Annotated in this window: 20 protein-coding genes; 8 read left to right on the forward strand and 12 right to left on the reverse strand. The window is 71.6% G+C overall.

The genetic code is table 11. The annotated features are described in order from the left end of the window. Positions 1-8: 8 nt before the first annotated feature. Genes AC2D8W_RS04465 through AC2D8W_RS04480 form a run of 4 tightly spaced genes read left to right on the forward strand, consistent with a single transcriptional unit; the run spans position 9 to position 4,212 of the window. Positions 9-497 carry an ureidoglycolate lyase gene (locus tag AC2D8W_RS04465; protein WP_484670500.1) on the forward strand — a complete coding sequence of 163 codons (489 nt, stop codon included), beginning with the start codon at positions 9-11 and terminating at the stop codon, positions 495-497. Further along, a complete protein-coding gene (gene guaD / locus AC2D8W_RS04470; protein WP_484670501.1) occupies positions 494-1,801 on the forward strand; it encodes a guanine deaminase in 1,308 nt (435 codons plus the stop codon). The genes AC2D8W_RS04465 and guaD overlap by 4 nt, the downstream gene beginning before the upstream one ends. Positions 1,802-1,858: 57 nt before the next feature. Beyond that, positions 1,859-2,887, forward strand: a complete 1,029-nt coding sequence (locus tag AC2D8W_RS04475) for a purine nucleoside permease (protein WP_484670502.1) — start codon at positions 1,859-1,861, stop codon at positions 2,885-2,887. Beyond that, on the forward strand, positions 2,884-4,212 hold the full coding sequence (locus tag AC2D8W_RS04480; RefSeq protein ID WP_484670503.1) for an NCS2 family permease: 1,329 nt from the start codon (positions 2,884-2,886) through the stop codon (positions 4,210-4,212). The genes AC2D8W_RS04475 and AC2D8W_RS04480 overlap by 4 nt, the downstream gene beginning before the upstream one ends. 58 nt (positions 4,213-4,270) lie before the next feature. Here AC2D8W_RS04480 and AC2D8W_RS04485 read toward each other — a convergent pair whose 3' ends face one another. Continuing rightward, on the reverse strand, positions 4,271-5,740 hold the full coding sequence (locus AC2D8W_RS04485; RefSeq protein WP_484670504.1) for an adenosine deaminase family protein: 1,470 nt from the start codon (positions 5,738-5,740) through the stop codon (positions 4,271-4,273). A gap of 78 nt (positions 5,741-5,818) precedes the next feature. Here AC2D8W_RS04485 and AC2D8W_RS04490 point away from each other — a divergent pair, with 78 nt between their 5' ends. After that, positions 5,819-6,238 (forward strand): cupin domain-containing protein, encoded by a 420-nt coding sequence (locus AC2D8W_RS04490; protein WP_484670505.1) that lies wholly within the window; start codon positions 5,819-5,821, stop codon positions 6,236-6,238. Between the two features lie 2 nt (positions 6,239-6,240). Here AC2D8W_RS04490 and AC2D8W_RS04495 read toward each other — a convergent pair whose 3' ends face one another. The 8 genes from AC2D8W_RS04495 to AC2D8W_RS04530 form a co-directional block, all read right to left on the reverse strand. Then, positions 6,241-6,843, reverse strand: a complete 603-nt coding sequence (locus tag AC2D8W_RS04495) for a nitroreductase family protein (protein WP_484670506.1) — start codon at positions 6,841-6,843, stop codon at positions 6,241-6,243. A gap of 4 nt (positions 6,844-6,847) precedes the next feature. Continuing rightward, positions 6,848-7,237, reverse strand: coding sequence for a pyrimidine utilization protein C (rutC, locus tag AC2D8W_RS04500; protein WP_484670507.1), 390 nt, complete (start codon positions 7,235-7,237; stop codon positions 6,848-6,850). Continuing rightward, entirely contained in the window at positions 7,237-7,968 is a 732-nt protein-coding gene (gene rutB / locus AC2D8W_RS04505) for a pyrimidine utilization protein B (RefSeq protein WP_484670508.1), read from the reverse strand. Before rutB ends, rutC begins: the two co-directional genes overlap by 1 nt. Continuing rightward, positions 7,955-9,031 carry a pyrimidine utilization protein A gene (gene rutA / locus AC2D8W_RS04510; protein ID WP_484670509.1) on the reverse strand — a complete coding sequence of 359 codons (1,077 nt, stop codon included), beginning with the start codon at positions 9,029-9,031 and terminating at the stop codon, positions 7,955-7,957. The genes rutB and rutA overlap by 14 nt, the downstream gene beginning before the upstream one ends. 65 nt (positions 9,032-9,096) lie before the next feature. After that, entirely contained in the window at positions 9,097-9,891 is a 795-nt protein-coding gene (locus AC2D8W_RS04515) for an LOG family protein (protein WP_484670510.1), read from the reverse strand. Positions 9,892-9,994: 103 nt separating this feature from the next. After that, positions 9,995-11,254: a hypothetical protein gene (locus AC2D8W_RS04520; RefSeq protein WP_484670511.1), complete on the reverse strand. Its 1,260-nt coding sequence runs from the start codon at positions 11,252-11,254 to the stop codon at positions 9,995-9,997. Between the two features lie 21 nt (positions 11,255-11,275). Further along, on the reverse strand, positions 11,276-12,313 hold the full coding sequence (locus AC2D8W_RS04525) for an alpha/beta hydrolase family protein (RefSeq protein WP_484670512.1): 1,038 nt from the start codon (positions 12,311-12,313) through the stop codon (positions 11,276-11,278). Between the two features lie 4 nt (positions 12,314-12,317). Beyond that, positions 12,318-14,564, reverse strand: a complete 2,247-nt coding sequence (locus AC2D8W_RS04530) for a TonB-dependent receptor (RefSeq protein WP_484670513.1) — start codon at positions 14,562-14,564, stop codon at positions 12,318-12,320. A 255-nt stretch (positions 14,565-14,819) separates the two neighbouring features. On the opposite strand from AC2D8W_RS04530, the gene AC2D8W_RS04535 reads away from it, so the two are divergent. Further along, a complete protein-coding gene (locus tag AC2D8W_RS04535) occupies positions 14,820-15,533 on the forward strand; it encodes a hypothetical protein (RefSeq protein WP_484670514.1) in 714 nt (237 codons plus the stop codon). 15 nt (positions 15,534-15,548) lie between these two features. Further along, on the forward strand, positions 15,549-17,126 hold the full coding sequence (locus tag AC2D8W_RS04540; protein WP_484670515.1) for a Vgb family protein: 1,578 nt from the start codon (positions 15,549-15,551) through the stop codon (positions 17,124-17,126). 22 nt (positions 17,127-17,148) lie between these two features. Here AC2D8W_RS04540 and AC2D8W_RS04545 read toward each other — a convergent pair whose 3' ends face one another. The 3 genes from AC2D8W_RS04545 to AC2D8W_RS04555 all read right to left on the reverse strand — a co-directional run bounded on the left by AC2D8W_RS04545 (position 17,149) and on the right by AC2D8W_RS04555 (position 19,954). Then, positions 17,149-17,649, reverse strand: coding sequence for a hypothetical protein (locus tag AC2D8W_RS04545; protein ID WP_484670516.1), 501 nt, complete (start codon positions 17,647-17,649; stop codon positions 17,149-17,151). Then, positions 17,646-18,332: a TetR/AcrR family transcriptional regulator gene (locus AC2D8W_RS04550; RefSeq protein WP_484670517.1), complete on the reverse strand. Its 687-nt coding sequence runs from the start codon at positions 18,330-18,332 to the stop codon at positions 17,646-17,648. The genes AC2D8W_RS04545 and AC2D8W_RS04550 overlap by 4 nt, the downstream gene beginning before the upstream one ends. Before the next feature lie 77 nt (positions 18,333-18,409). After that, a complete protein-coding gene (locus AC2D8W_RS04555; protein ID WP_484670518.1) occupies positions 18,410-19,954 on the reverse strand; it encodes a sulfatase-like hydrolase/transferase in 1,545 nt (514 codons plus the stop codon). 87 nt (positions 19,955-20,041) lie between these two features. Between AC2D8W_RS04555 and AC2D8W_RS04560 the strand changes: the two genes are divergently transcribed. Next, positions 20,042-20,950 carry a LysR family transcriptional regulator gene (locus AC2D8W_RS04560; RefSeq protein WP_293482443.1) on the forward strand — a complete coding sequence of 303 codons (909 nt, stop codon included), beginning with the start codon at positions 20,042-20,044 and terminating at the stop codon, positions 20,948-20,950. Positions 20,951-20,952: the final 2 nt, after the last annotated feature.

Below are 20,952 nucleotides of genomic sequence, written 5' to 3' on the forward strand. Positions count from 1 at the left end.
GGCCGCGCGTGCGTAGCCTCGCCCCGGAGCCGCTGACCGCCGACGCCTTCGCGCCGTTCGGCGACGTGATCGAGGCGACCGATGCGGCCGAGGCGATGCCCATCAACTACGGCTGGACCACGCGCTTCAACGCCCTCGCCGACGTGGCGGTCGGCGACGGCCGCGCAATCATCAGCATCTTCCGCAGCAAGCCCCTGACGCCGCCGGTGCTGAAGGTGTTCGAACGCCACCCGCTGGGCAGCCAGGCCTTCATGCCGCTCTCGGGGCGCCCGTTCCTGGTGGCCGTGGCCCCGTCGGGCGACTTCGATCCGGCGCGCGTGCGCCTGTTCCGCGCGGCGGCGACGCAGGGCGTGAACTACGCCCGCGGGACCTGGCACCACTTCCTGCTGGCCCTCGAGGCCGAGAGCGACTTCCTGGTCGTCGACCGCGAGGGCCCCGGCGACAACCTCGACGAGGTCGAGCTCGCCCCCGCCGACTGGATCGGCGTCGCCCCATGAGCCGCCGGGCGTTCCGCGCCGCGCTTGCGCACATGCTGGACGACCCCTCGCGGACGCCCATCGCCGAGGCCCTGGCGCACCACCCCGACGGCCTGTTGGTGGTGGAGGACGGCCACGTGGCGGCCTTCGGCGCCTTCGACGACCTCGCCCCGACCCTTCCCGCCGACATCCCGCTCACCCACCTGCCGGGCTGCCTGATCACGCCCGGCTTCGTCGACGCTCACGTCCACTATCCGCAGGTCGACGTCATTGCGGCGTGGGGGACCCAGCTGCTCGACTGGCTGGAGACCCATACCTTCCCGGCCGAGCAGGCCTTCGCCGACCGCGCCCACGCCGACGCGGTGGCGCAGGTCTTCCTCGATCAGCTCCTGGCCAGCGGGACCACCTCGGCGCTGGCCTTCTGCACCGTCCACAAGGTGTCGGCCGAGGCGCTGTTCGAAGCGGCGCTGTCGCGCAACATGCGGCTCATCGCGGGCAAGGTGCTGATGGACCGCCATGCGCCGGCGGGCCTCACCGACACCGTCGAAACGGGCCGCGCCGACACCGAGGCCCTGATCCGCGCCTGGCACGGTCGGGGCCGCCTGGGCTACGCCGTCACCCCGCGGTTCGCGGTGACCTCCAGCGACGCCCAGCTCGCCATGGCCGGCGAAGTGGCCGCGGCGCACCCCGACGTGCTCGTGCACACGCACTTGCTGGAGAACACCCAGGAGATCGCGCGGGTGGCCGAGCTGTTCCCGGCGGCCCGCGACTACCTCGACGTCTACGAGCGGTTCGGCCTGGTCGGGCCCCGCTCGGTGTTCGCCCACTGCGTCCATGCCTCGGACGAGGTGTTCGGCCGGCTCGCCAACGCGGGCGCCGCGGTGGCCTTCTGCCCCTCGTCCAACCTGATGCTGGGCAGCGGCCTCTTCCCGCTGCGCCGCGCCTGCGGCTGCGGCGTGACCACGGCCCTCGGCAGCGACGTCGGCGGCGGAGCCTCGTTCTCGTTGCTGCAGATGATGGGCGAGGCCTACAAGGTGGGCCAGCTGCAGGGCGACAACCTGGACCCGCTTCACGCCTTCTACCTGGCGACACTGGCCGGCGCGCGGGCGCTGCACATCGACGACAGGGTCGGCAATCTCGCCCCGGGGAAGGAGGCCGACTTCGTGGTCATCGACCTCGCCGCCACGCCCCTCCTCGCCCGCCGCGCCGCCCGCGCGCGGTCGCTCGCCGAGACGCTGTTCATGCTGTCGATTCTGGCAGACGACCGCGCCATCGCGCGCACCTACCTGATGGGCGAGCTCGCCCACGCCCGCCCGGCCGCCTGAGGGCTTGCCGCCGTCGCCGCGCGGGGCGACGAATGCGGTCGGTCCGGGGGAGTCCTGATGTTTCGCGTGCTTGCGCTGATCGCCGCCCTGCTGGCCCCTGCGGCGGCGCAGGCGGCGGCGATCCCGATCAAGGTGGTGGTCGTCACGGCCTTCGAGCTCGGCGCCGACACGGGCGATGCGGCGGGCGAGCTCCAGCTCTGGATCGAGCGCTATCCCGCGACCGAGGCGATCCGCATCCCCGGCGTCCCGCGGCCCGCCCGGATCACGAAGGACGGCGTCCTGGTGATCAACACGGGCATGTTCGGCCGCGCCCGGACGTCGCTGGCCGCCGTCATCTCGGATCCCCGCTTCGACCTCACCCGCGCCTACTGGCTCATGGCGGGCATCGCCGGCGTCGATCCGCGGACGGGCTCGATCGGCAGCGCCGCCTGGTCCGACTGGGTGGTCGACGCCGATCCGCTCTACGAGATCGACGACCGCGAGATCATCGCCGGCTGGCCCTGGGGCCTGTACGCGCCCAACGCCAGGGACCCCGGCGAGAAGGGCGACGGCGCCGACGCCAGTGGAATGGCCTGGCGGCTCGATCCTGGGCTGACCCGTTGGGCCTACCAGCTCACGCGCAACGTCGAGCTGCCCGACAATCCGAAGCTCGCCGCCGACCGAGCCGGCTATCGCGAGGAGCCCGCGGCCCAGCGGCCGCCGCACGTCTTCGTGGGCGGCAGCCTGGGCACGGTCCGCTTCTGGCATGGCGAACTGCGGACGCGCTGGGCCCGCGACTGGGTGCGGCTGCAGACCGACGGCCAGGGCGTCTTCGCCATGACCGACGGCGAGGACCAGGCGGTGCTCGACACGCTTGGCCTCTACGCCCGCGACGGGCGGGTCGATCCGCGCCGGGTGCTGATCCTGCGCGCCGCCAGCAACTATTCCCGCCCGCCCGCCGGCAAGCCGAACCGCATCGTCTTCGCCGACGGCGGGCTCGAGGCCGGGGTCGAGGCCGCCTACCGCGTCGGGGCGCCGGTGGTGCGCGCGCTCGTGGCCGGCTGGGACCGCTACGCAGACACCCTGCCCGACGGAGCGCGGCCGTGAGCTTTCTCGAGACGACCTTCCGCCTGCGCGAGAACGGCACGACGGTCCGCACCGAGGCCCTGGCGGGGGCCACGACCTTCCTGACGATGGCCTACATCGTGCTGGTGAACCCGGCGATCCTGTCGACCACCGGGATGCCGGCGGCCGGCGTGGCGGCCGCCACCTGCCTGGCGGCGGGGATCGGCTGCCTGCTGATGGGCTTCCTCGCCAACTATCCGATCGCGCTCGCGCCGGGCATGGGGCTGAACGCCTACTTCGCCTTCACGGTCGTGGGGGCCATGGGCGTGCCGTGGCAGACGGCGCTGGGCCTGGTCTTCGTGTCGGGCGTCCTCTTCTTCCTGCTCACGATCGCCGGGGTGCGACAGCTGATCGTCAGCGCCATCCCGCGGGCGCTGTTCTCGGCCATCGCGGCCGGCATCGGCCTCTTCATCGCCTTCATCGGCCTGCGCGGGGCCGGCCTGGTGGTCGCCAACCCCGCGACGCTCGTGACCCTCGGCGACGTGCATTCGCCGACGGTGCTGCTGGCGCTCCTGGGCCTCGCCATCCTGGCCATCCTGATGGCGCTCAAGGTGCGTGGGGCGATCTTCATCGGTGTCGTCGCCACCGCCGCGCTCGGGTGGGCCCTGGGCCTCGCGGAATGGAAGCCGGCTCCCTACTCGGTCGAGGCCATGACCGGCACGGCGCTCCAGCTCGACATCCCAGGCGCGCTCGGGATCGGCGGCGGCACGCTGGGCCTGGCGCTGCTGGAGATCCTGTTCGTCTTCCTCTTCGTCGACCTGTTCGACAACGTCGGCACCCTGGTCGCCGTCTCGAAGAAGGCCGGGCTGGTGCGGCCGGACGGCACGATCCCGCGCCTCAACCGGATCCTGTTCGCCGACGCCGGCGCGACGGTCGTGGGTTCGCTGGCCGGCACCTCGACGGTGGTCAGCTACATCGAGAGCGCCTCGGGAGTCTCCGCGGGCGGCCGCACCGGCCTCACGGCGGTGATCGTGGGCCTGCTGTTCCTCGCCACCCTGTTCGTCGCGCCCTGGGCCGGCGTGATCCCCGCCGCGGCGACGGCGCCGGCCCTGATCCTGGTCGGGAGCATGATGATGGGGGCCCTCACCGAGATCGATTGGGACGATCCCGTGGTCGCGATCCCCGCGTTCCTGACGCTGATCTCGATACCGCTGACCTTCTCCATCGCCAACGGCCTCGCCTTCGGCGTCATCGCCTATGCCGTCCTGAAGCTCGCCACGCGTCGCATCGCCCGCGCCGACTGGCTGCTCTTCGCCCTGGCCGCCCTGTTCGTCGCCCGCTTCGTCTACATGGCGGCGGAGGCCTGATCGGCGGCTGGGATCCCGGCTTCTCCGGGCGAACCCTGGCCGATCGGCCCCCGCGACCTTAGAACCGGGCCTCGAATTCACGCAGCAGGCGTTCGTGCCGCCACTGCTCGCGGGCCTTCTCGCTGCCGGCGACGAAGGCCGCGCAGGCGCCCTTCGGCTCGGCGGCGCCCAGCTGCCCCGCGCAGGCCGCCACCGGCCGCCGATAGCCGTTGGGATCCAGCCACAGGCCCTCCCCCGGCAGGAAGCTGAAGGCGATGGCGTTGCGGGCCGCCGTCTTCAGGTCCGCGTAGGTCGCGCCATTGCGCACCGCGGCGACGTAGTCGCCCGAGAGCTCGGTGCGGGTGATGCCGGAGTCGTCGGTCGAGAGCGCCACCGGGACGCCCTTCTTCCGCAGCCACGCATAGGGATGGTCCGCAGGGTCGACCTCGAGGATCACCTGGTTCGACAGGATCTGCACTTCCACCAGAACGCCCCGGCGGGCCATCTCCGCGGCGGTGGCGTCGGCGTCCGTCTCCTGCGGCAGCGCCACGCCGTGGCCGATGCGGCGGGCTCCCGCCACGAACACCGCGTCGCGCACCCGATGGCTCTGCGACTTGGGCGTGACCAGCTTCAGGGTGACCTCGCCGGCGTGCAGCGCCACGGGCGTCCGGCGGCCCTGGTCCGTCAGCTCGGCCACGATCCGCATGTGGGTGTCGTAGTAGCGGGTGGCGTCGAAGCTGTCCTCGGGCGCCACCAGTTGCAGGCCGACGAACCGGTTGTCGGCGGCGATCGTGGCGACGCCCAGCTGGAGCTGCGCCATGGTCTGCACGGGCGGACCTTCGCGCATCGCCTGGAACAGGAAGCGGACCGTCACCTGGCAGCCCGGCCTCGCCTGGGGGGTGTCGCACTTCATGACCTCGCGGGCGCGGTTCAGCACCCGGTCGGCGTCGGCGCGGGCGGCGGGAACCAGGCTTTCAAGGCCGGCCGCCGACAGCGCCGCCTTCGTCGCCGCGGGATCGCCCTTCCAGCCCACGCGGGCGCCCACCGCGCGCGAGGCGACGAACTGCGGCGTGAACATCAGCTCGGCGTAGAAGGTGTTCTGGCGCGCCAGCCCCTCCAGGGTCTCGGCCAGGCCGTCGCCCGCGCGCAGCGGACTCATGCCCCGACGGCCAAAGGCGGTGAAGAACTGGTCGTGGCCTGAACGCCCCCGGAACCCCGGGGCGCGCGTGGTGAGGCTGTCGATCAGCGCCGAGCGCAAGGCCTCGTTGCCCTGGTAGTCCGCCGCGGGACGCAGGTTCTCGCCGGCGCAGGTCGGACGGATCGCTAGTTCGACGGCGTCGACGCACAGGCCGTCCTCGACGGCCCACGCCAGCAGGTCCTCGGCCGGGATGCCGCCGCCCAGGTGGTTGTGCAGCTCGCCGCCCTTGGGGAAGGACCGGAGAAAGGCCGAGAGCTCGGCGGCCCCCATGTTCGAGAGGTCGGGCGGCGCGGCGGTCGCGGGAGCGGCGACGGCGAGGGCCAAGGCCAGGCTGGCAAGGAATCGTCCCATGGCGGAAGCCCGCCGCACGCCGGCCGCGCGGTCAAGCTCCCGCTGGCGCGGCGCGGCGGATTGCGGTCCTCTGGGCCCATGACGACCGCCGCCGAGATGATCCAGCGCCTGGACCTCAAGCCGCACCCGGAAGGCGGCTGGTATCGCGAGACCTGGCGCGCCGAGGCCTGCGCCGACGCCGACGGCCGGGTGGCGGCCACGGCGATCCTGTTCCTGCTGGCGCCGGGCGAGCGGTCGCACTGGCACCGCGTGGACGCCGAGGAGCTGTGGATCCACCAGGGCGGCGCGCCGATCCGGCTCTCCACGGCCAGGGACGCCTCGGTCGCCACGGTGGCCCTGGGCACGGGGCCCGGCGAGGTCCCCCAGCATCTCGTCCGCAAGGACGAGTGGCAGTCGGCCGCGGCGACGGACGGCTGGGGCCTCGTCGCCTGCATCGTCTCGCCGGGGTTCCGCTTCGAGGGTTTCGACCTCGCGCCGCCGGGATGGAGTCCGGGCTGAGGTCAGCCGCCGGCCAACCGGCCCTCGAACACGAACTCGGCGAAGTCCTTGCGGCCGCTGGGGACCTCGCGCGCCCGGTAGGCCTCGTCGAGGATCGCGGGGTCGCCCAGGCGGCCGATCGCGATCGCGGCATGCACCTCGTAGTCCTCCGGGCTGACGCCCAGGACCGCGTAGGACCGCGCCACGTCGAACCCGGCCATGCCGTGGGTGACCCAGCCCATCCTGGCGGCCTGCAGCGCGAGGTTGGACCAGGCCGCGCCCGTGTCGAACGCGTGGGTGCGCACGGGCGCCGGCGGCTGCCCCGGCGTCCTGCGGAAGCGGTCGGAGAGCACGTAGACCAGCGCCGACGCCCGCTGGGCCCAGGACTGGTTGAACGGGACCAGGAGCCCGAAGAGGTCGTCCCAGGCCGGCGTGTCCCGGTGGGCGTAGACGAACCGCCAGGGCTGGCCGTTGAACGCCGAGGGCGCCCAGCGCGCCGCCTCGAACAGGCTCATCAGGGCCTCGTGCGGCATGGGTTCGCCGGTGAGCGCCCGGGGCGACCAGCGCTGGAGGAAGATCGGGTCGACGTCGTGTTCGGCCGTGCGGCCGTTGGCGGTGACGGTCACGGACCTAGCGCTTTCCGATGTGGGCGATGGTGGCGATCTCGACCAGGAAGTCGGGTCGGACAAGTCCGCACTGGATGCAGAACCGGGCCGGCTTCTCGCCCGGGAAATACTCCGCATAGACCTTGTTCATGGCGGCGTAGTCGGCCCAGTCCTTGAGGAAGATGTGGTTCATCGTCACGTCGTCCATCGTGCCGCCGGCGGTCTCGATCACCGACTTGATGGTCTCGAGGACCTGCCGCGTCTGGCCGGCCGCGTCGCCGACGTGGGCCACGTTGTTGTCCTTGTCGAAGGCCAGCGTCCCCGAGACGTAGACCACGCCGTCGGCCAGCGTGCCCGGCGAGAACGGCGCGATGGGGGTCTGGGTCCCCGGCGGGGTGATCACGGTCTTGGGCATCAGCGCTCCTGGTTGGCTGGCGGGGCCTGGGCGACGGCGCCGCAGAAATCGGCCGTGCGGGTGACCCACCCGAAAAACTTCTCGACGTTGTAGACCGTCGCTTCCTGCAGGAAGGCGGGGCCGGCCTGGTGGGTGGCGTCCTCGATCAGCACGCCGAAGTATTCGCGGTGGAAGCCGTCGCGCAGGGTGCTCTCGACGCAGACGTTCGTGGCGATGCCGCAGAAGGCGAGGTTGCGGATTCCGCGCGCCCGCAGCGTCGAGTCGAGCGCGGTGTTGTAGAAGGCCGAGTAGCGCGGCTTCTGGATCACGATGTCGCCCCGCTCGGGCTTCAGCCGGTCGACCAGCGCGAAATCCCAGCCGCCCTTGGCCAGCAGCTTGCCCTCGAGATAGGGCCGCTCGCGCATGGTCTTGAGCGCGTTCGACTTCCACCAGTTCGGCGAGCCCTCGCCGCCGGCCTCGACATAGGCGGGATCCCAGCCGTTTTGGAAGAACACCACCTGCACGCCCGCCCGCCTCGCGGTCTCGACCAGCACCGCGATCTTCTCGATCACCGCGGCGGCGCCCTCGATGTCGAAGCCGGCGAGGTCGAGGTAGCCCCTCGGGCTGGCGTAGGCGTTCTGCATGTCGACCACCAGCAGGGCCGTCGCCCGTGGATCGATCGGCAGGTTCTCGGGCCGCGCCGGCAGCGTCACCGCCCCGGCGAGCGGCAGGGTCGGCCTAGGCGGCGACATGGGCGCGGCTCTTCATCAGGGGCTGGATGCGGGTCCCGAAGGCTTCGACGCCCGCCACGAAGTCGTCGAAGGTCAGGAGCACGCCCGCGGTGCCGGGCACGGCGGCCACCTCGTCCAGCATGGCGGCGACGCGCGCGTAGCTGCCCACCAGCGTGCCCATGTTGAGGTTCACCGCCGACTCCGGCGCGGCGAGCTGGGTGGTGTTGGTGTTGCTGGTCCCCCCCTGGGCGTTGGGAGCGGCCTGGTTCGTCAGCCATTGCAGCGCGTCCTGGTCGGCGCCCTCGCGATAGAGCCGCCACTTGGCTAGCGCCGCCTCGTCGGTCTCGTCGGCGATGATCATGAAGAGGATGTAGGCGGCGACGTCGCGGCCGGTTTTCGCCTTGGCTGCGGCGAGGCGGTCGTTCACGCCGGCGAAGGCCGTGGGCGTGTTCGCGCCCTTGCCCAGGGCGAACGAGTAGTCGGCGTACTTCGCCGTGAACGCCAGGCCCTCGTCGGACGAGCCCGCGCAGATGATCTTCACCCCCGGGGTCGGCCTGGGACTCACCCGGCAGTCGTTCATGGTGAAGTAGTCGCCCTTGAAGTCCGAGACGCCGGTCTCCATCAGCCCCTTCAGCACCGTCGCGTACTCGGCCAGGTACTTGTAGCGGTCGGCGTAGTGGCTCTCGCCCGGCCACAGGCCCATCTGGTCGTACTCGGCCTTCTGCCAGCCCGTGACCAGGTTGATCCCGAAGCGCCCCGGCGCGATCGAGTCGATGGTCGAGGCCATGCGGGCGACGATCGCCGGCGGGATCGTCAGGGTGGCGGCGGTGGCGAACAGCTTGATCCGCGAGGTGACGGCGGCCAGGCCGGCCATCAGGGTGAAGCTCTCGAGGTTGTGCTCCCAGAACTCGCTCTTCCCGCCGAACCCGCGCAGCTTGATCATCGACAGCGCGAAGTCGAAGCCATGGCGCTCGGCGCTCTGGACGATGGTCTTGTTCAGCTCGAACGTCGGCATGTACTGCGGCGACGTGGTCGAGATCAGCCAGCCGTTGTTGCCGATCGGAATGAAGACGCCGACTTCCATGACCTCGCTGCCCCCGCGGAACGGCTCGGCAGTTGGCCTCCCGCCCCTGCGAAACGCAAGCGGCGTCAGGGATCGTGCGGGTTCGGATCCCAGTCTGGCTGCCGATAGGGCTTGAGGCCGCGGTCCAGCAGGCACTGCCAGACCTCATCGGCGGTTTCGGCGAAGCTGAACAGCTCCAGGTCCGACGCCGCGACCATGCCCTGGGCGACCAGGGCGTCGAAGTTGATGATCGAGCGCCAGTAGCTCTCGTCGAACAGGACGATGGGGATCGGCGGGCTCTTGTCGGTCTGGCGCAGGGTCAGGATCTCGAAAAGCTCGTCCAGCGTCCCGAACCCGCCCGGGAAGACCACCAGCGCGTTGGCGCGCATGGCCAGGTGGAGCTTGCGGACTGCGAAGTAGTGGAACCGGAAGGTCAGCTCGGGGGTGGAGTAGCTGTTGGGGAACTGTTCGTGCGGCAGGGTGATGTTGAGGCCGATGGACGGCGCGCCGGCGTCGGCCGCGCCCCGGTTGGCCGCCTCCATGATGCCCGGCCCGCCGCCGGTGCAGATCACGTTGTGCCGCTCCTGCGTCTCGGACAGATAGGCCCCGCCCTCCTTCGAGGCGATCTCGCCGAACCGCCGGGCTTCGCCGTACCAGCGACGGTGGGCGTCCGACCCGTTCTCGCCGACGCGCGCCGAGCCGAACACGACGATGGTCGAGCGCACGCCCCAGGCGCGGAGCGCCTCGTCGCACTTGGCGAACTCGAGCATGAGGCGAACGCCGCGCATGGAGTGCTGCAGGATGAAGTCGGAATCCAGCGAGGCCAAGCGGTAGGTCGGCGAGGCCATCTGGGCGCTGGACGGGTGGTCGCTCTCGGTCATGGCGACGTTGTAGGCCGATTGCGGCGACGCCGTCAGCGACCGCGCCCGAATTTCGCTTGAGATCCGCCTCCCCGCCGGGAGGGGCGGCGCCGAGCCGGAGGCCCTACGCGCGGAACGCCGATGCGATGACCTGCGCCATCGCCGTCGCCACCGGCGGGACCAGCGCGGGCGAGACGCAGCGGAGGTCGTCCACCCGCGTGTGGTGATAGCGGTGACTGCCGAAGATGCCCGCCACCTGGCCGTAGCCGCCCTTCAGGATGCTCGCGAGTTCGCCCGCCGCCAGCGCCGGATCGGCGGTATAGACGGACTCCAGGCCGGGAAGCCCGGCGAACGCGGCCCGGGCGGCGGGCACGAGCGGGGCGCTGGCCAGCAGGAACCTCTGGGGGTCGGCGCTGGGCAGGGGCGAGAGCGTGGCCCCGCGTTCATGCCAGTCCCGCGCCGCGACGTTGGCGCCCAGGTGGACCCAGAGCGCCGTCTCGGCCGGCTTCGGGGCCAGCGCATGGATGTAGGCCTCGCCGCCGGTGTACTCGTATTCATGGCCGCTGGTGGCCACCAGCGCCACGTTGACCGGAAGCTTCGCCGACGAAGCCCAGCGCGCCAGCAGCAGCCACGCCGCCAGCCCCGTGCCCCGCTCGCCCGCGCAATGGAACCAGCCCGAGCGCGGGGTCGAGATCACGAGCCACCTGCCGGCGCCCCGGTCCAGGCGCGCGGTCACGTTGTAGGTCGGCCGCCGGAAGGACCGGCCGGCCATGGCGAGCGTCGCAGGCCCCGACAGGGCCGAGAGCTTCGCGGCGTCTCCGGGGCTGATCACGAAGACCGGCCGGTCGAACATCCGCCGGTCGGGGCTGTTGAGCGCGCAGGCTTCCCGCGTGGGGCCGTCGGTGATGATCCCCACGGCGGACGCGCCGTCGGCGATGGCCGCCGCCACGAGCTTCTCGACCGGGCCGAGGATCGTCGACCACCGCGCATAGGGCAGCGAAACCAGCGCGACGCCCGGGCCGCGATCGCGTCCGGCCACGTAGAGCGGGCCGGACAGGCCGGCGGCCGACGTGGGCGTGACGATCGCCTGCGGGATCACCGAGACCGTAGCGCCGCCGCGCGATAGGGTAGCGTCGCCCTCGTAGGCGGGGGCGTCGAACGGCTGCCGCGCCGTGGCGTAGCCATGGGCCTTCAGCTCGCTCTCGAGCCACGCGCCGCTGGCGGTGTCGCCCGGCCCGCCCGACGCCTTCACGCCGAATCCGTCGAACCGCTCCAGGATGCGCCGGGCCTCGCCCTCGTCGCCCATCGGGGTCGCCGCGGCGGCCTTCGAGGCGGCCAGGAGGGTGGCGCTGACGCCCAGCACGGCGCGGCGGGACGCTTTCATCGGCTGCTCCATGGCGGCAGGCTAGCGCAGGCCCTCGACCGGCGCGATGGGGGTCGCAGGCCCGCAGCGCGCGGCCTTCACGTATCCGGTCCCGGCCCCGGCGATCCGCTTCGGCAGGTCGCAGGTCTCCTTCAGCGCCGCGGCGTCGCCGCGCAGGTAGGCCTTCCAGAAGCGCACCGTCTCGGCCTTCACGATCTCCATCTGCGGCGGATCGATGGGCTTGAGCCGTCCGAGCTGCACGCGCCGGCCGCCGAACAGCGCATGGTCCGCCCCGTCCAGGATGACGAGGAACTGGTCCGCGCCCTGGATCGCCTGGAAAGGCGTAGTGCGCTCGAACGGCGTCTTCTCCTGATCGAACGGCGTGGCGTCCTCGGTGCCCGTGAAATGGAGCATCGGCGTCTTGACCCGCGCCAGCGCCGCCCTCGGATCGTCCCCCCGCGGCTTGTTGGGGCTGTAGGCGATGGCCGCCTTGATCCGCGGCTCCATGTAGCTGGTGTCGTTCGGCAGGAGCGGGATCCGCTGTCCGACCGCCGTCAGCGTCGAAAGGGCTCCGAACGAATGCCCCGACATGCCGATGCGGCTCATGTCCGCCTTGCCGCCCAGCCGATCCCTGGCGATCTGGTCGATGGCGAACGGCACGTCGCCGTAGCGCGCCCGCGCCGCTTCGGGGGTCATGCCGGCCCGGCCGGCCGCCACGAGGCCGGCCTCGTCCCCCGGACGCACGCCGCCCATCAGGAGCCCGCTGTCGGACCCCGCGTGCTGCAGGGCGACCACGATGAACCCGGCGTCGGCCACCGCCTGCAGGATGTAGGTGGACGCCTCGCGGCTGCCGCCCAGGCCGTGGCTGTGGATCACCACCGGGAACGGCCCCGCGCCGCGCGGCATGTAGAGCTTGTACGGCACCACGCGTCCGCCGCGCGCGGCGTCGGTCCACTCGCCGAGGCGCACCTCCACCCCCGCGGGGGAAGCGACCGCCCCGGCGGGTTGCGCCAGGGCGGCCGAGGAGATCGCCGCGGGGAGGAGAGCGGCGATGACCGCGAGGAGCAGGGAGGCCTTCATCGGCTCACCACTCGTAGCGAAGCTGCACGCCCCAGGTCCGGGGCAGGTTGTAGCGCCGCACGTCGCCCGTCGCCGACGGGGCGTGGAAGACCAGGTAGTTCTCCTGCCCGGCGTTGTTGACGAAGGCCGCGAGATCGTACTGCCGCCACGTGACGCCGGTCCGCACGTTGAACAGCACGTAGTCGTGCAGCAACGTGGTCTGGTTGGCTTCCTGCACGCCGCCCTGACGGGCGTTGCCGTTGACGTTGATGTAGCCGCTCACGTCGTCGACGATCTCGCGGCGGTAGTTGACGGTGAAGGTCTGCGTCCACTTGGGCTGCTGCGGCTGCTTGAAGCCGTCGTAGATGCCGCCCCGCACGTGGCCGCCCTGGCGCGAACCGCCCACGGTCACCCGCAGCGCGCCGCCGGCGAGCTGGGCGCGCATCGTGGCCTCGACCTCGATGCCCCAGAGCGTCGCGGGCCCCGCGTTGAAGGCGAACGACGTCGCCTGGACCGGGCAGGCCGGGTTGTTCGCGCGGCACCCGTTGTCGCCCTGGATGACGAGGTTCTTGAAGCGGTTCGTGTAGCCGGCGGCCGTGACGTAGATGTTGGGCGCCAGGTTGCCCTTGAAGCCCACCTCGTAGCCGGTGACCGTCTCGTTGTCGAAGGACGGCGGCGGGGCGATCGGCTGGCGCGGATCCCCGAGGTTGCCGTTGAAGCCGCCCGCCCGGTAGGCCGAGCCGATCTTGGCGTAGAACAGCATCAGCGACGTCGGCTTGTACGAGATGGTCGCCGTGTACGAGACGTTGTTGTCGTTGCTGGACGCCGTGGGGTTCAGCGCCGCGGTCGTCACGGGCGTGTTGGTGACGAACAGGAACTGCCGGGACAGGAAGTCCTTGTTGTCGTTGGTGAAGCGCAGGTCGCCCGACAGGTTGATCTGGTCGGTCAGGTCATATCCCAGCGAACCGTAGACGGCGTAGGACGAGAACCTGAGCTTGCCCCGCGTGATCGTGCCGAAGTTGGGGCTGGCCGGGGTGGGCGACTTGCCCAGGATGTTCGAGGTGGTGTCGTTGAGCAGGTACCACTCGCCGCCGACCAGCCAGTCGAACCCGTTCGTCTCGCCCAGGATGTGGGCCCCGTAGTAGCTGATGCGGGCGTGGTCGATCTGGTCGCCGCCCTGGTTGTAGTCGGCGTTGCGGATGGCGGTGAGGCCGGCGGGCGACACCCGCCCAGGAATGGCGGACAGCGCGTCGTAGAATTCCCGCGAGAAGGCGTCCCGGTCGTACTGGTTCTGCCCGTGGCGGTCGCGCAGGTTGACGATCGTCGACAGCGTCGCCCAGCCGAGGTCGGTGGACGTCGTGAATTCCAGGTTGCTCAGGCGCTGCTTGCCCTGGGACGGGTGGTTCCAGGGCGTGTCGTACTTGTCGCTGAAGTTGCCGAGCGGGAAGTTGGCGTTCGGGAAGGTGACGACCTGGTAGACCAGGCCCGGCACCCGCTCGTTGGCCCGTTCCAGCATCAGGTTGGCCGTGAACGGGCCGTTCTTGAAGCTCAACTGGCCGCGGAAGAACTCGCGCTCGGTGGCGTCGGCGTACTCGTCGATGACGTAGAGGTGGTAGAAGCCCTTGGGCTTCTTGCCGTAGGCGACGCTCAGGCGCGTCGAGAAGTACTCGTTGATCGGGATGTTCACGGCGCCTTCGATCTCGCGGCGCTCGTGCATTCCGACGGTGCCCAGAAGGTAGCCGCCGTATTCGTACTCCGGCCGCGCGGTGACGACGTTGATCGAACCGCCCGAGGCGTTCCGGCCGCCCAGGCCGCCCTGCACGCCGCGCAGCACCTCGACCCGCTGGATGTCGAACAGGTCGATGCCGCTGAAGGTGCGGCCCGCGACGTTGCCGCCGCCGATGTAGGCTCCGTTGCGGAACAGGCCGACCCCGGCCTCGGCGTTGGTGGCCCGGGACGTCCCCGACCCCCGGATCGACACGTCCGACGTCAGGGCGTTGGAGGTGTTGGCGAAGTTCACCCCCGGCGAGTTGCTCAGCAGGGCCTGGGCGTTGGCGAGGCCGCCCTGGTCGCGGATGTCCTCGAAGCTCAGGGCGGTGGCCGCGACGGGGACGTCGCGCAGACGCTCCTCGCGCTTGCGGGCCGTGACCACGAGTTCCTCGACGGCGATGCCCTCGCCCCCGCCGGAGGTCGTCTGAGCCATGGCCGGGGCGGCGATCGCGCAGCACAGGGCCACGAGCGACGCGCGGCTGGACAGGACATGTCGGTTCATCATTTCCCCCTGGATCCGGGCCCTCTTGAAAGAAGGGCCCTGGCTAGCCTTCAAATCCTATTCTTTCGATAGGAATAAAGTCTTTCCGCTCGCAGTTTTTCTGGCTGGCGGCGCACGACAAGCGCGCCGTCACCATCGAGTTACACCACAGGACGCTACCGATGCGCCGCGGGCTTTTCCAATGCCTGCAGGGCTTGGGGCCATAGCGCCCTGTCCGACTTGACGGCGCGCGCGCCGGGCGTCGGAATGGCGGTCATGACAGCCATCGACCGCAGGCGCTGGATTTTCGGCGCCGGGGCCGCGCTCCTGGCGTCCTCGGCCGGGGCGGCGGAGGCGCGCGCGATGTACGACTACCTGTTCCTCGACTTCGAGAGCGAGCCCGGCGAGCCGCCGGCCAGGGCCTACGTCGAACAGGTCCGGGCCCGCCTGCCCGCGATACAGGCGGCCGGGGGCGAGGTGCTGGGCCTGTTCACGCCGCAGCTCGGCTGGGTCGCCCGCCAGGCCGCCCTGCTGGTGCGCTGGACGCCGGAAGCCCGGACCCGCGACGCCGAGATCCGGGCCCTGATGCGCGGCAAGGCCCTGCGGCAGGCGCAGCGCGGCAAGCTCGAGGCGACCCTGCGGCCCGCGCCCGAGGATCGCCCGAAAGGCCGCGGGATCTACGTCCACCGCTGGTTCGTGGTGAAGACCGCCGACGTTCCCGAGTTCCTGGAGCTGTCGGGCCAGGGCTGGACCGACTTCGAGAAGCGCTTCGACACCACCATCTTCGGCCTGTTCAGCGCCGAGCGGACGAGCCGCGACATCGCCGGCGGGGTCCAGCGGCTGCTGCTGATCACGCGCTACGGCGACCACGGCGTGTGGGAGGCTTCGCGGGATCCCTCGACTGAGGCCATGGCGGCGTTCCGGCGACGCCAGCTGCTGACCCGCGACACCTGGGCCGCCAGCACGCTACTGTCGCCGATCGCGACCTGAGCCCACGGGGAACCCATGCGCCCGATCCACCTCGCCGCGGCCGCGGCGCTGCTTGCCGCGCCCGCCTGGGCCCAGACCGTGACGACCCTGGTGCCCCCGTCGCACTTCCACGGGGTCCACGGCATCCGCTTCGCCCCGAACGGCGAACTCTATGCGGGCAGCGTCGCGGGCCAGACGCTCTACGCCGTGAACGTCGAGACCGGCGCCGTGCGCACCGTGGAGGGCCCGCCCAAGGGGATGAGCGACGACATCGCCTTCGGCCCGGGCGGCCAGGTGGTGTGGACCGCGATCCAGGACGGCGTGGTCTACACGCGCCGGGGCGACGGCCCGGTCGAGGTGTTGGCGAAGGACATGCCGGGCGCGAACTCGGTCGCCTTCAGCCGCGACGGCAAGCGGCTGTTCCTGGGCCAGGTCTTCGCGGGCGACGGCGTCTGGGAACTGGACCCGGCCGGCAAGCGGCCGCCGCGCCGGATCACCGGGCCCGTGGGCGGCTTCAACAGCTTCTCGCCCGGCCCGGACGGCGGCCTCTACGGCCCGCTGTGGTTCAAGGGCCAGATCGCGCGGATCGATCCCGACACCGGCGCCGTCAAGGTGGTCGCCGAGGGCTTCCAGACGCCGGCCGCGGCCAAGTTCGACTCGAAGGGCAATCTCTGGGTCATCGACACCAAGATCGGGGTCCTCTACCGCGTTGACGTCCGGACCGGGACAAAGAGCAAGGCCGCGCAACTCGGCACGGCCCTGGACAACATCGCGATCTCGCCGGACGACCGCGTGTTCGTGTCCAACATGGCCGACAACGGCATCCAGGAAGTCGACGTGGCCACCGGCGCGACGCGGCAGGTGGTGAAGGGCCGGCTGGCGTTTCCGGCCGACCTGGACGTCAGCTCCGCGGACGGCAAGGACACGCTCTTCGTGGCCGACGTCTTCGCCTACCGGCGCGTGGACGGCGCGACCGGCGCCGTGACCGACCTCGCCCGCGTCCACGCCGATCCGGCCGAGTACCCCACCGGCGTCGCCGTCGCGGGCGACCGCGTGATCCTGGTCAGCGCCGTCGCCGGGACGGTCGAGGTCTACGACCGCACCAGCGGCCGCCGCCTCTCCCACGCCGCCGGCCTGCAGGCGCCCTCGGACGCGGTCGGGCTGGCCGACGGGGGCATCCTCGTGGTCGAGCCGGACGGCGACGCGATCGAGATCAGGGGCGAGGCGCGGCGGACGGTGGCGACCGGCCTCAAGGCGCCGACCAGCCTGGCGCGCGCGGCCGACGGGGCGATCTATGTGGTCGAGGCGGGCGCCGACCGGCTGTCGCGCCTGGACCTGGCGACCGGCGCCGCCACGCCCGTGGCGAGCGGCTTCCGCCGGCCCAAGGCTGTGGCCGTCGGCCCTGGCGGCAAGCCGGTCGTCCTCGACCTCGGCGAGCGGGCTGTGGTGGAGGTGGACCCCCGGACGGGCGGCCGGACCGTGGTGGCGAAGGACCTGCCGCTCGGCCTGCTCGACGGCCCCGTTCCGCTGGGCGCGGGCGTGGCAGTGGGCGCCGGCGGCGACATCTACGTCGCCTCCGACGTCGAGAACGCGATCTACCGCATCCGCCGATGAGCCGGCGCCGCCCCCGGCGTCGTCAGGGGGCGTAGCTGGAGCGTCCCTGGATGCCCCAGCGGCCGTCCTGCTTCGTGACGATGTAGATGGAGTCGAACGCCGACAGCACCGTGCCGTCCTTGCGGTAGCGCGTGAAGCGGGTGTTGATGTGCACCTTGTCGGCGCCGGCGTGGATCACGTCCCGCCGCGCCCAGGCCGAGCGGCCCCACTCCGACAGGGAGCCGCTCGAGAACATCTCGGGCTTGTGGTAGCCGGGGTTGATGATCGTCACCTGGCCCGACGCGAAGCGCACGTGCGGGAAGTTGAAGGTGGCCTCGTAGGCGGGAATGTCGCGGGCGTTGAAGGCCGTCATGAAGGCGTCGAGGCAGGCCTGCGCCGCCGCGATCTCCGCGGCGAACTTGGCGTGCTCAGGCTTCACCGGCGGCGCGGCCACCGACTGACCCGCCGCCGGACCGGCGGCTAGGGCGGCGGCGCCCGCGGCGAGCATGGCGTCTCTACGGTTGACCATCATACGCTTCCTCATGACAAACCCCCTTCGGTGTCGAAGGGCCACTCCTGTTCGGGCGAATCCAGGTTGAGCAGCTCGGCGGCGTTGTGCCGCCACGCGCGGATCATCTGCCCGTGCCAGCGCAGGAACTGCTCGTCCTTGGCCGGGTCCCCGTGCTCGACCCAGTAGGCCAGGCAGTCGTTGCAGAACGAGATCATCGGCTCGAGCGAGAGGTCCAGCAGCTCAGGGCGCTGGCTGCGCGGCGGCGGCCGGCCGGGATACCAGAGCAGGCCGCGCAGGCGTCCCCCGACCCTGTGCCGGAGCGCCTCGTAGAACGTGCGGTACTCGGCGTGCTGGTCGCCGTGCCGCACCAGCAGGATGAAGCCGTCCTCGAACGACCGCGCCGCCGCCAGCGACCGGCGCATGCCGCCGCCGTAGCCGGTCCAGGGCCTGGCGTCCTGGGCGTTCAGCCGCCGCAGGGTCTCGCCGAAGATCGCCGCGATGAGCGCGTCCTTCGACGGGAAGCGGCGGTAGAGCACCACCTTGGTGACCCCGGCGGCGCCGGCCACCTGGTCCATGGTCGCGCGCCCGAGCCCGTGCCGGCGGAAGACCGCGGCGGCCACGCGCATGAACTGCTCACGGCGCTCCGCCTCGCGGGCCTCGCGGCTGGCGGGCGGCAGGGAAAGCTCGTCGTTGGCGGCGGCGTAGGGCTTCGGCATCCAGGACACATCTCGCATAGCCGCGGCGGCGCCGCCACGCCGCCGGGAAGCGCCGGCGGCCATTCGGATCTTCGACGTCAGGGGTAGATCCGGACGAGCTCGCCCTCGATGCGGCGCACGCCCTGGCGCATGCTGGTCCATTGCGCGGGCACGTTGGCCTTGTCCCAGGCCTCCAACTTCGCCTGCAGCTGCGCCACGACGTCGGGCCGCGACGCGGCCAGGTTCTTCCGCTCGCCGGGATCGTCCTTAAGATTGTAGAGCATGACGAACCGGCCCAGCGGCGACAGCTTCGCCTCGACCCCGTCGGGCGTCACCCGCGAGGAGGTCGTGTCCTGCTCGCCGGGATCGGCCCGGTTGACCATCCACATCTTCCAGTCGCCGTCGCGGATCGCGAAGTTGAGGCCGGACCGCCAGTAGAGGGTCTTGTTGGGCGTGTCGGTGCGCTTGCCCGTGACGAACGGCGTCAGGTCGACCCCGTCCGACCCCTTCGGCAGCGTCGCGCCGGCCAGCGCGGCGGCGGTGGGCGCGATGTCGAGGCTGGAGACCACGCGGGGGTCCACCTGCCCGGGCTTGATGCGGCCGGGCCAGGCCATGATGAACGGCACGCGCACGCCGCCCTCGAGGTGGGTGCCCTTGTAGCCGTTCAGCGGCGCGTTGGTGCAGGCGTCGCCGATGTAGCCGGCGCACCCGTTGTCCGAGAGCAGGACGATCAGGGTGTTCTTCTCGATCCCCTCGGCCTTCAGCTTCGCGCGGATGGCGCCGACGCTGTCGTCCAGCGAGGCCACCATGGCGGCGTAGACCCGCTGGCCCTTGTTCTGGATGTGCCGGTAGCGGTCCACGTACTTGGCGGGCGCCTGGAGCGGCGTGTGCGGCGTGGTGTGCGCGAGGTACAGGAAGAACGGGCGGTCCTTGTTGTCGCCGATGAACCGCACGGCCTCGGCGGTGAAGGCGTCGGTGAGATAGTCCTTCACCTCGACCGGCTCGCGGCCGCGATAGATGGGCGACCGGGCGCGGAGCCGCACCATCTGCGCCGCCTCGCCGCCGGCGCCCAGCCCGGCGCCGCCTTCCGCGGTGGCGTAGGTCGCCTCGGCGCCCGGGGGCGTGTGGTACTCGTCGCCCGGCTGCGAGGTGACGATGAAGGCGTTCGCCCCGGCGGTGGTGCCGAAGTACTCGTCGAAGCCCCGGGCCACCGGATGGTAGGCGCCGGACTCGCCCAGGTGCCACTTGCCCACCATGGCGGTGCGGTAGCCGGCCTTCTGCAGGACCTGGCCCACGAAGGTCTCGTCGAGCGAGACGCCGCCCGTGCGGTCGCGGCCCACGGGGTTGAACTCGTAGCCGAAGCGGGTCTGGTAGCGGCCCGTGAGCAGCGCCGCGCGCGACGGGGCGCACACGGGGTGGCTGACGTAGCCCTGGGTGAAGCGCACGCCGTCCGCGGCCATGGCGTCGATGTTCGGGGTCCGGATGAGCCGGCTGCCGTACGCGCTGGTGTCGCCGTACCCCAGGTCGTCGGCGAGGATGACGATGACGTTCGGCCTTCGAGCGGTCGCCTCGGCGCCGGCCGAGCTCTGCGGCGCCGCGCCCGCGGCGATTGCGGCGGCGGCCGCCAGGAACGTGCGCTTCATGACCAGTCTCCTCCGGTGGATTCAGGCTAGCCGCAAGCCCGCCGTCCCGCTGCCAAAGTCGCGGTCGTGATGCTATAGCCGGCAGGCATGGAGTTGCGTCACCTCGAACAGATTCTGGAGATCTGCCGCGCCGGCGGCTTCTCGGGCGCCGCGCGCAAGCTGCAGATCTCGCAGCCGACCTTGTCGAAGAGCATCGCCCGCCTCGAGGCGCAGCTCTCGCTGAAGCTCTTCGAGCGCACGAACGGCGCGGCGCGGCCCACCGCGTACGGCGCGTTCGTGGCCCAGCGGGCCGAGGCGCTGCTGCAGGGCGTGGCCGCGCTGTCCCGCGACCTCGAACAGCTCGCACGAGGCGAGGAGGGCCGTATCCGCATCGCGGTGGGCCCCGCCTCGCGCCTGAAGCCGCTTCCGGAACTGCTGCGCCGCGTCGCCGTGCGGTTCCCCAAGCTGCACGTGGAGACCGTCCAGGAGACCGGCCCCGGCGTCATGACGGCCCTGCAGGACGGCCGGGTCGACATGGCCTTCGGCTATTCCGAACATGCGGCCCGGTACGGCGACCTGATCCGGAAGAAGATGTTCGAGGACCGGATCCTCCTCGTCGCGCGGCCCGGGCACCCGGCGCTGGGCCTGACCCAGGCCGGCCCGCGGGACCTGCTACGCTACCCCGTCGCGCTGGCCAATGTCTTGCCCGGCATCGAGCGCTGGGCCGGAGACGTGAGCCGGGAGGAGGCGGAGAACCTGCGGGCCTTCGTCAGCGACGACTACGGCCTCATCATCCAGCGCGCGCTCGACACCGACACCATCGCGATGGGCGCGGGGTTCCTCTTCGACCGCCAGCTCGCGGACGGCTCGCTGCGGGTCGTGTCGTGCACCCTGGACCTGACCTACGCCTGCTGGATGCTGACCACCGCCGAGCGCTGGCGCTCGCCGCTCATCAAGGCGATGGCCGAACTCTCCCGCGCCGCCGTGGCCGAGAAGGCGACCGACGCCGCCGCCTGAGC

The sequence above is a fragment of the Phenylobacterium sp. T106 genome, from assembly GCF_057219735.1.

Coding starts and splice junctions, on each gene's coding strand:
- AC2D8W_RS04545 (WP_484670516.1), bottom strand. CDS start 17,649: ATGAGGAAGCGTATGATGGTCAACCGTAGAGACGCCATGCTCGCCGCG.
- AC2D8W_RS04485 (WP_484670504.1), bottom strand. CDS start 5,740: ATGGGACGATTCCTTGCCAGCCTGGCCTTGGCCCTCGCCGTCGCCGCT.
- AC2D8W_RS04490 (WP_484670505.1), top strand. CDS start 5,819: ATGACGACCGCCGCCGAGATGATCCAGCGCCTGGACCTCAAGCCGCAC.
- guaD (WP_484670501.1), top strand. CDS start 494: ATGAGCCGCCGGGCGTTCCGCGCCGCGCTTGCGCACATGCTGGACGAC.
- AC2D8W_RS04560 (WP_293482443.1), top strand. CDS start 20,042: ATGGAGTTGCGTCACCTCGAACAGATTCTGGAGATCTGCCGCGCCGGC.
- rutC (WP_484670507.1), bottom strand. CDS start 7,237: ATGCCCAAGACCGTGATCACCCCGCCGGGGACCCAGACCCCCATCGCG.
- AC2D8W_RS04540 (WP_484670515.1), top strand. CDS start 15,549: ATGCGCCCGATCCACCTCGCCGCGGCCGCGGCGCTGCTTGCCGCGCCC.
- AC2D8W_RS04550 (WP_484670517.1), bottom strand. CDS start 18,332: ATGCCGAAGCCCTACGCCGCCGCCAACGACGAGCTTTCCCTGCCGCCC.
- AC2D8W_RS04530 (WP_484670513.1), bottom strand. CDS start 14,564: ATGAACCGACATGTCCTGTCCAGCCGCGCGTCGCTCGTGGCCCTGTGC.
- AC2D8W_RS04555 (WP_484670518.1), bottom strand. CDS start 19,954: ATGAAGCGCACGTTCCTGGCGGCCGCCGCCGCAATCGCCGCGGGCGCG.
- rutA (WP_484670509.1), bottom strand. CDS start 9,031: ATGGAAGTCGGCGTCTTCATTCCGATCGGCAACAACGGCTGGCTGATC.
- AC2D8W_RS04525 (WP_484670512.1), bottom strand. CDS start 12,313: ATGAAGGCCTCCCTGCTCCTCGCGGTCATCGCCGCTCTCCTCCCCGCG.
- AC2D8W_RS04535 (WP_484670514.1), top strand. CDS start 14,820: ATGACAGCCATCGACCGCAGGCGCTGGATTTTCGGCGCCGGGGCCGCG.
- rutB (WP_484670508.1), bottom strand. CDS start 7,968: ATGTCGCCGCCTAGGCCGACCCTGCCGCTCGCCGGGGCGGTGACGCTG.
- AC2D8W_RS04520 (WP_484670511.1), bottom strand. CDS start 11,254: ATGAAAGCGTCCCGCCGCGCCGTGCTGGGCGTCAGCGCCACCCTCCTG.
- AC2D8W_RS04475 (WP_484670502.1), top strand. CDS start 1,859: ATGTTTCGCGTGCTTGCGCTGATCGCCGCCCTGCTGGCCCCTGCGGCG.
- AC2D8W_RS04515 (WP_484670510.1), bottom strand. CDS start 9,891: ATGACCGAGAGCGACCACCCGTCCAGCGCCCAGATGGCCTCGCCGACC.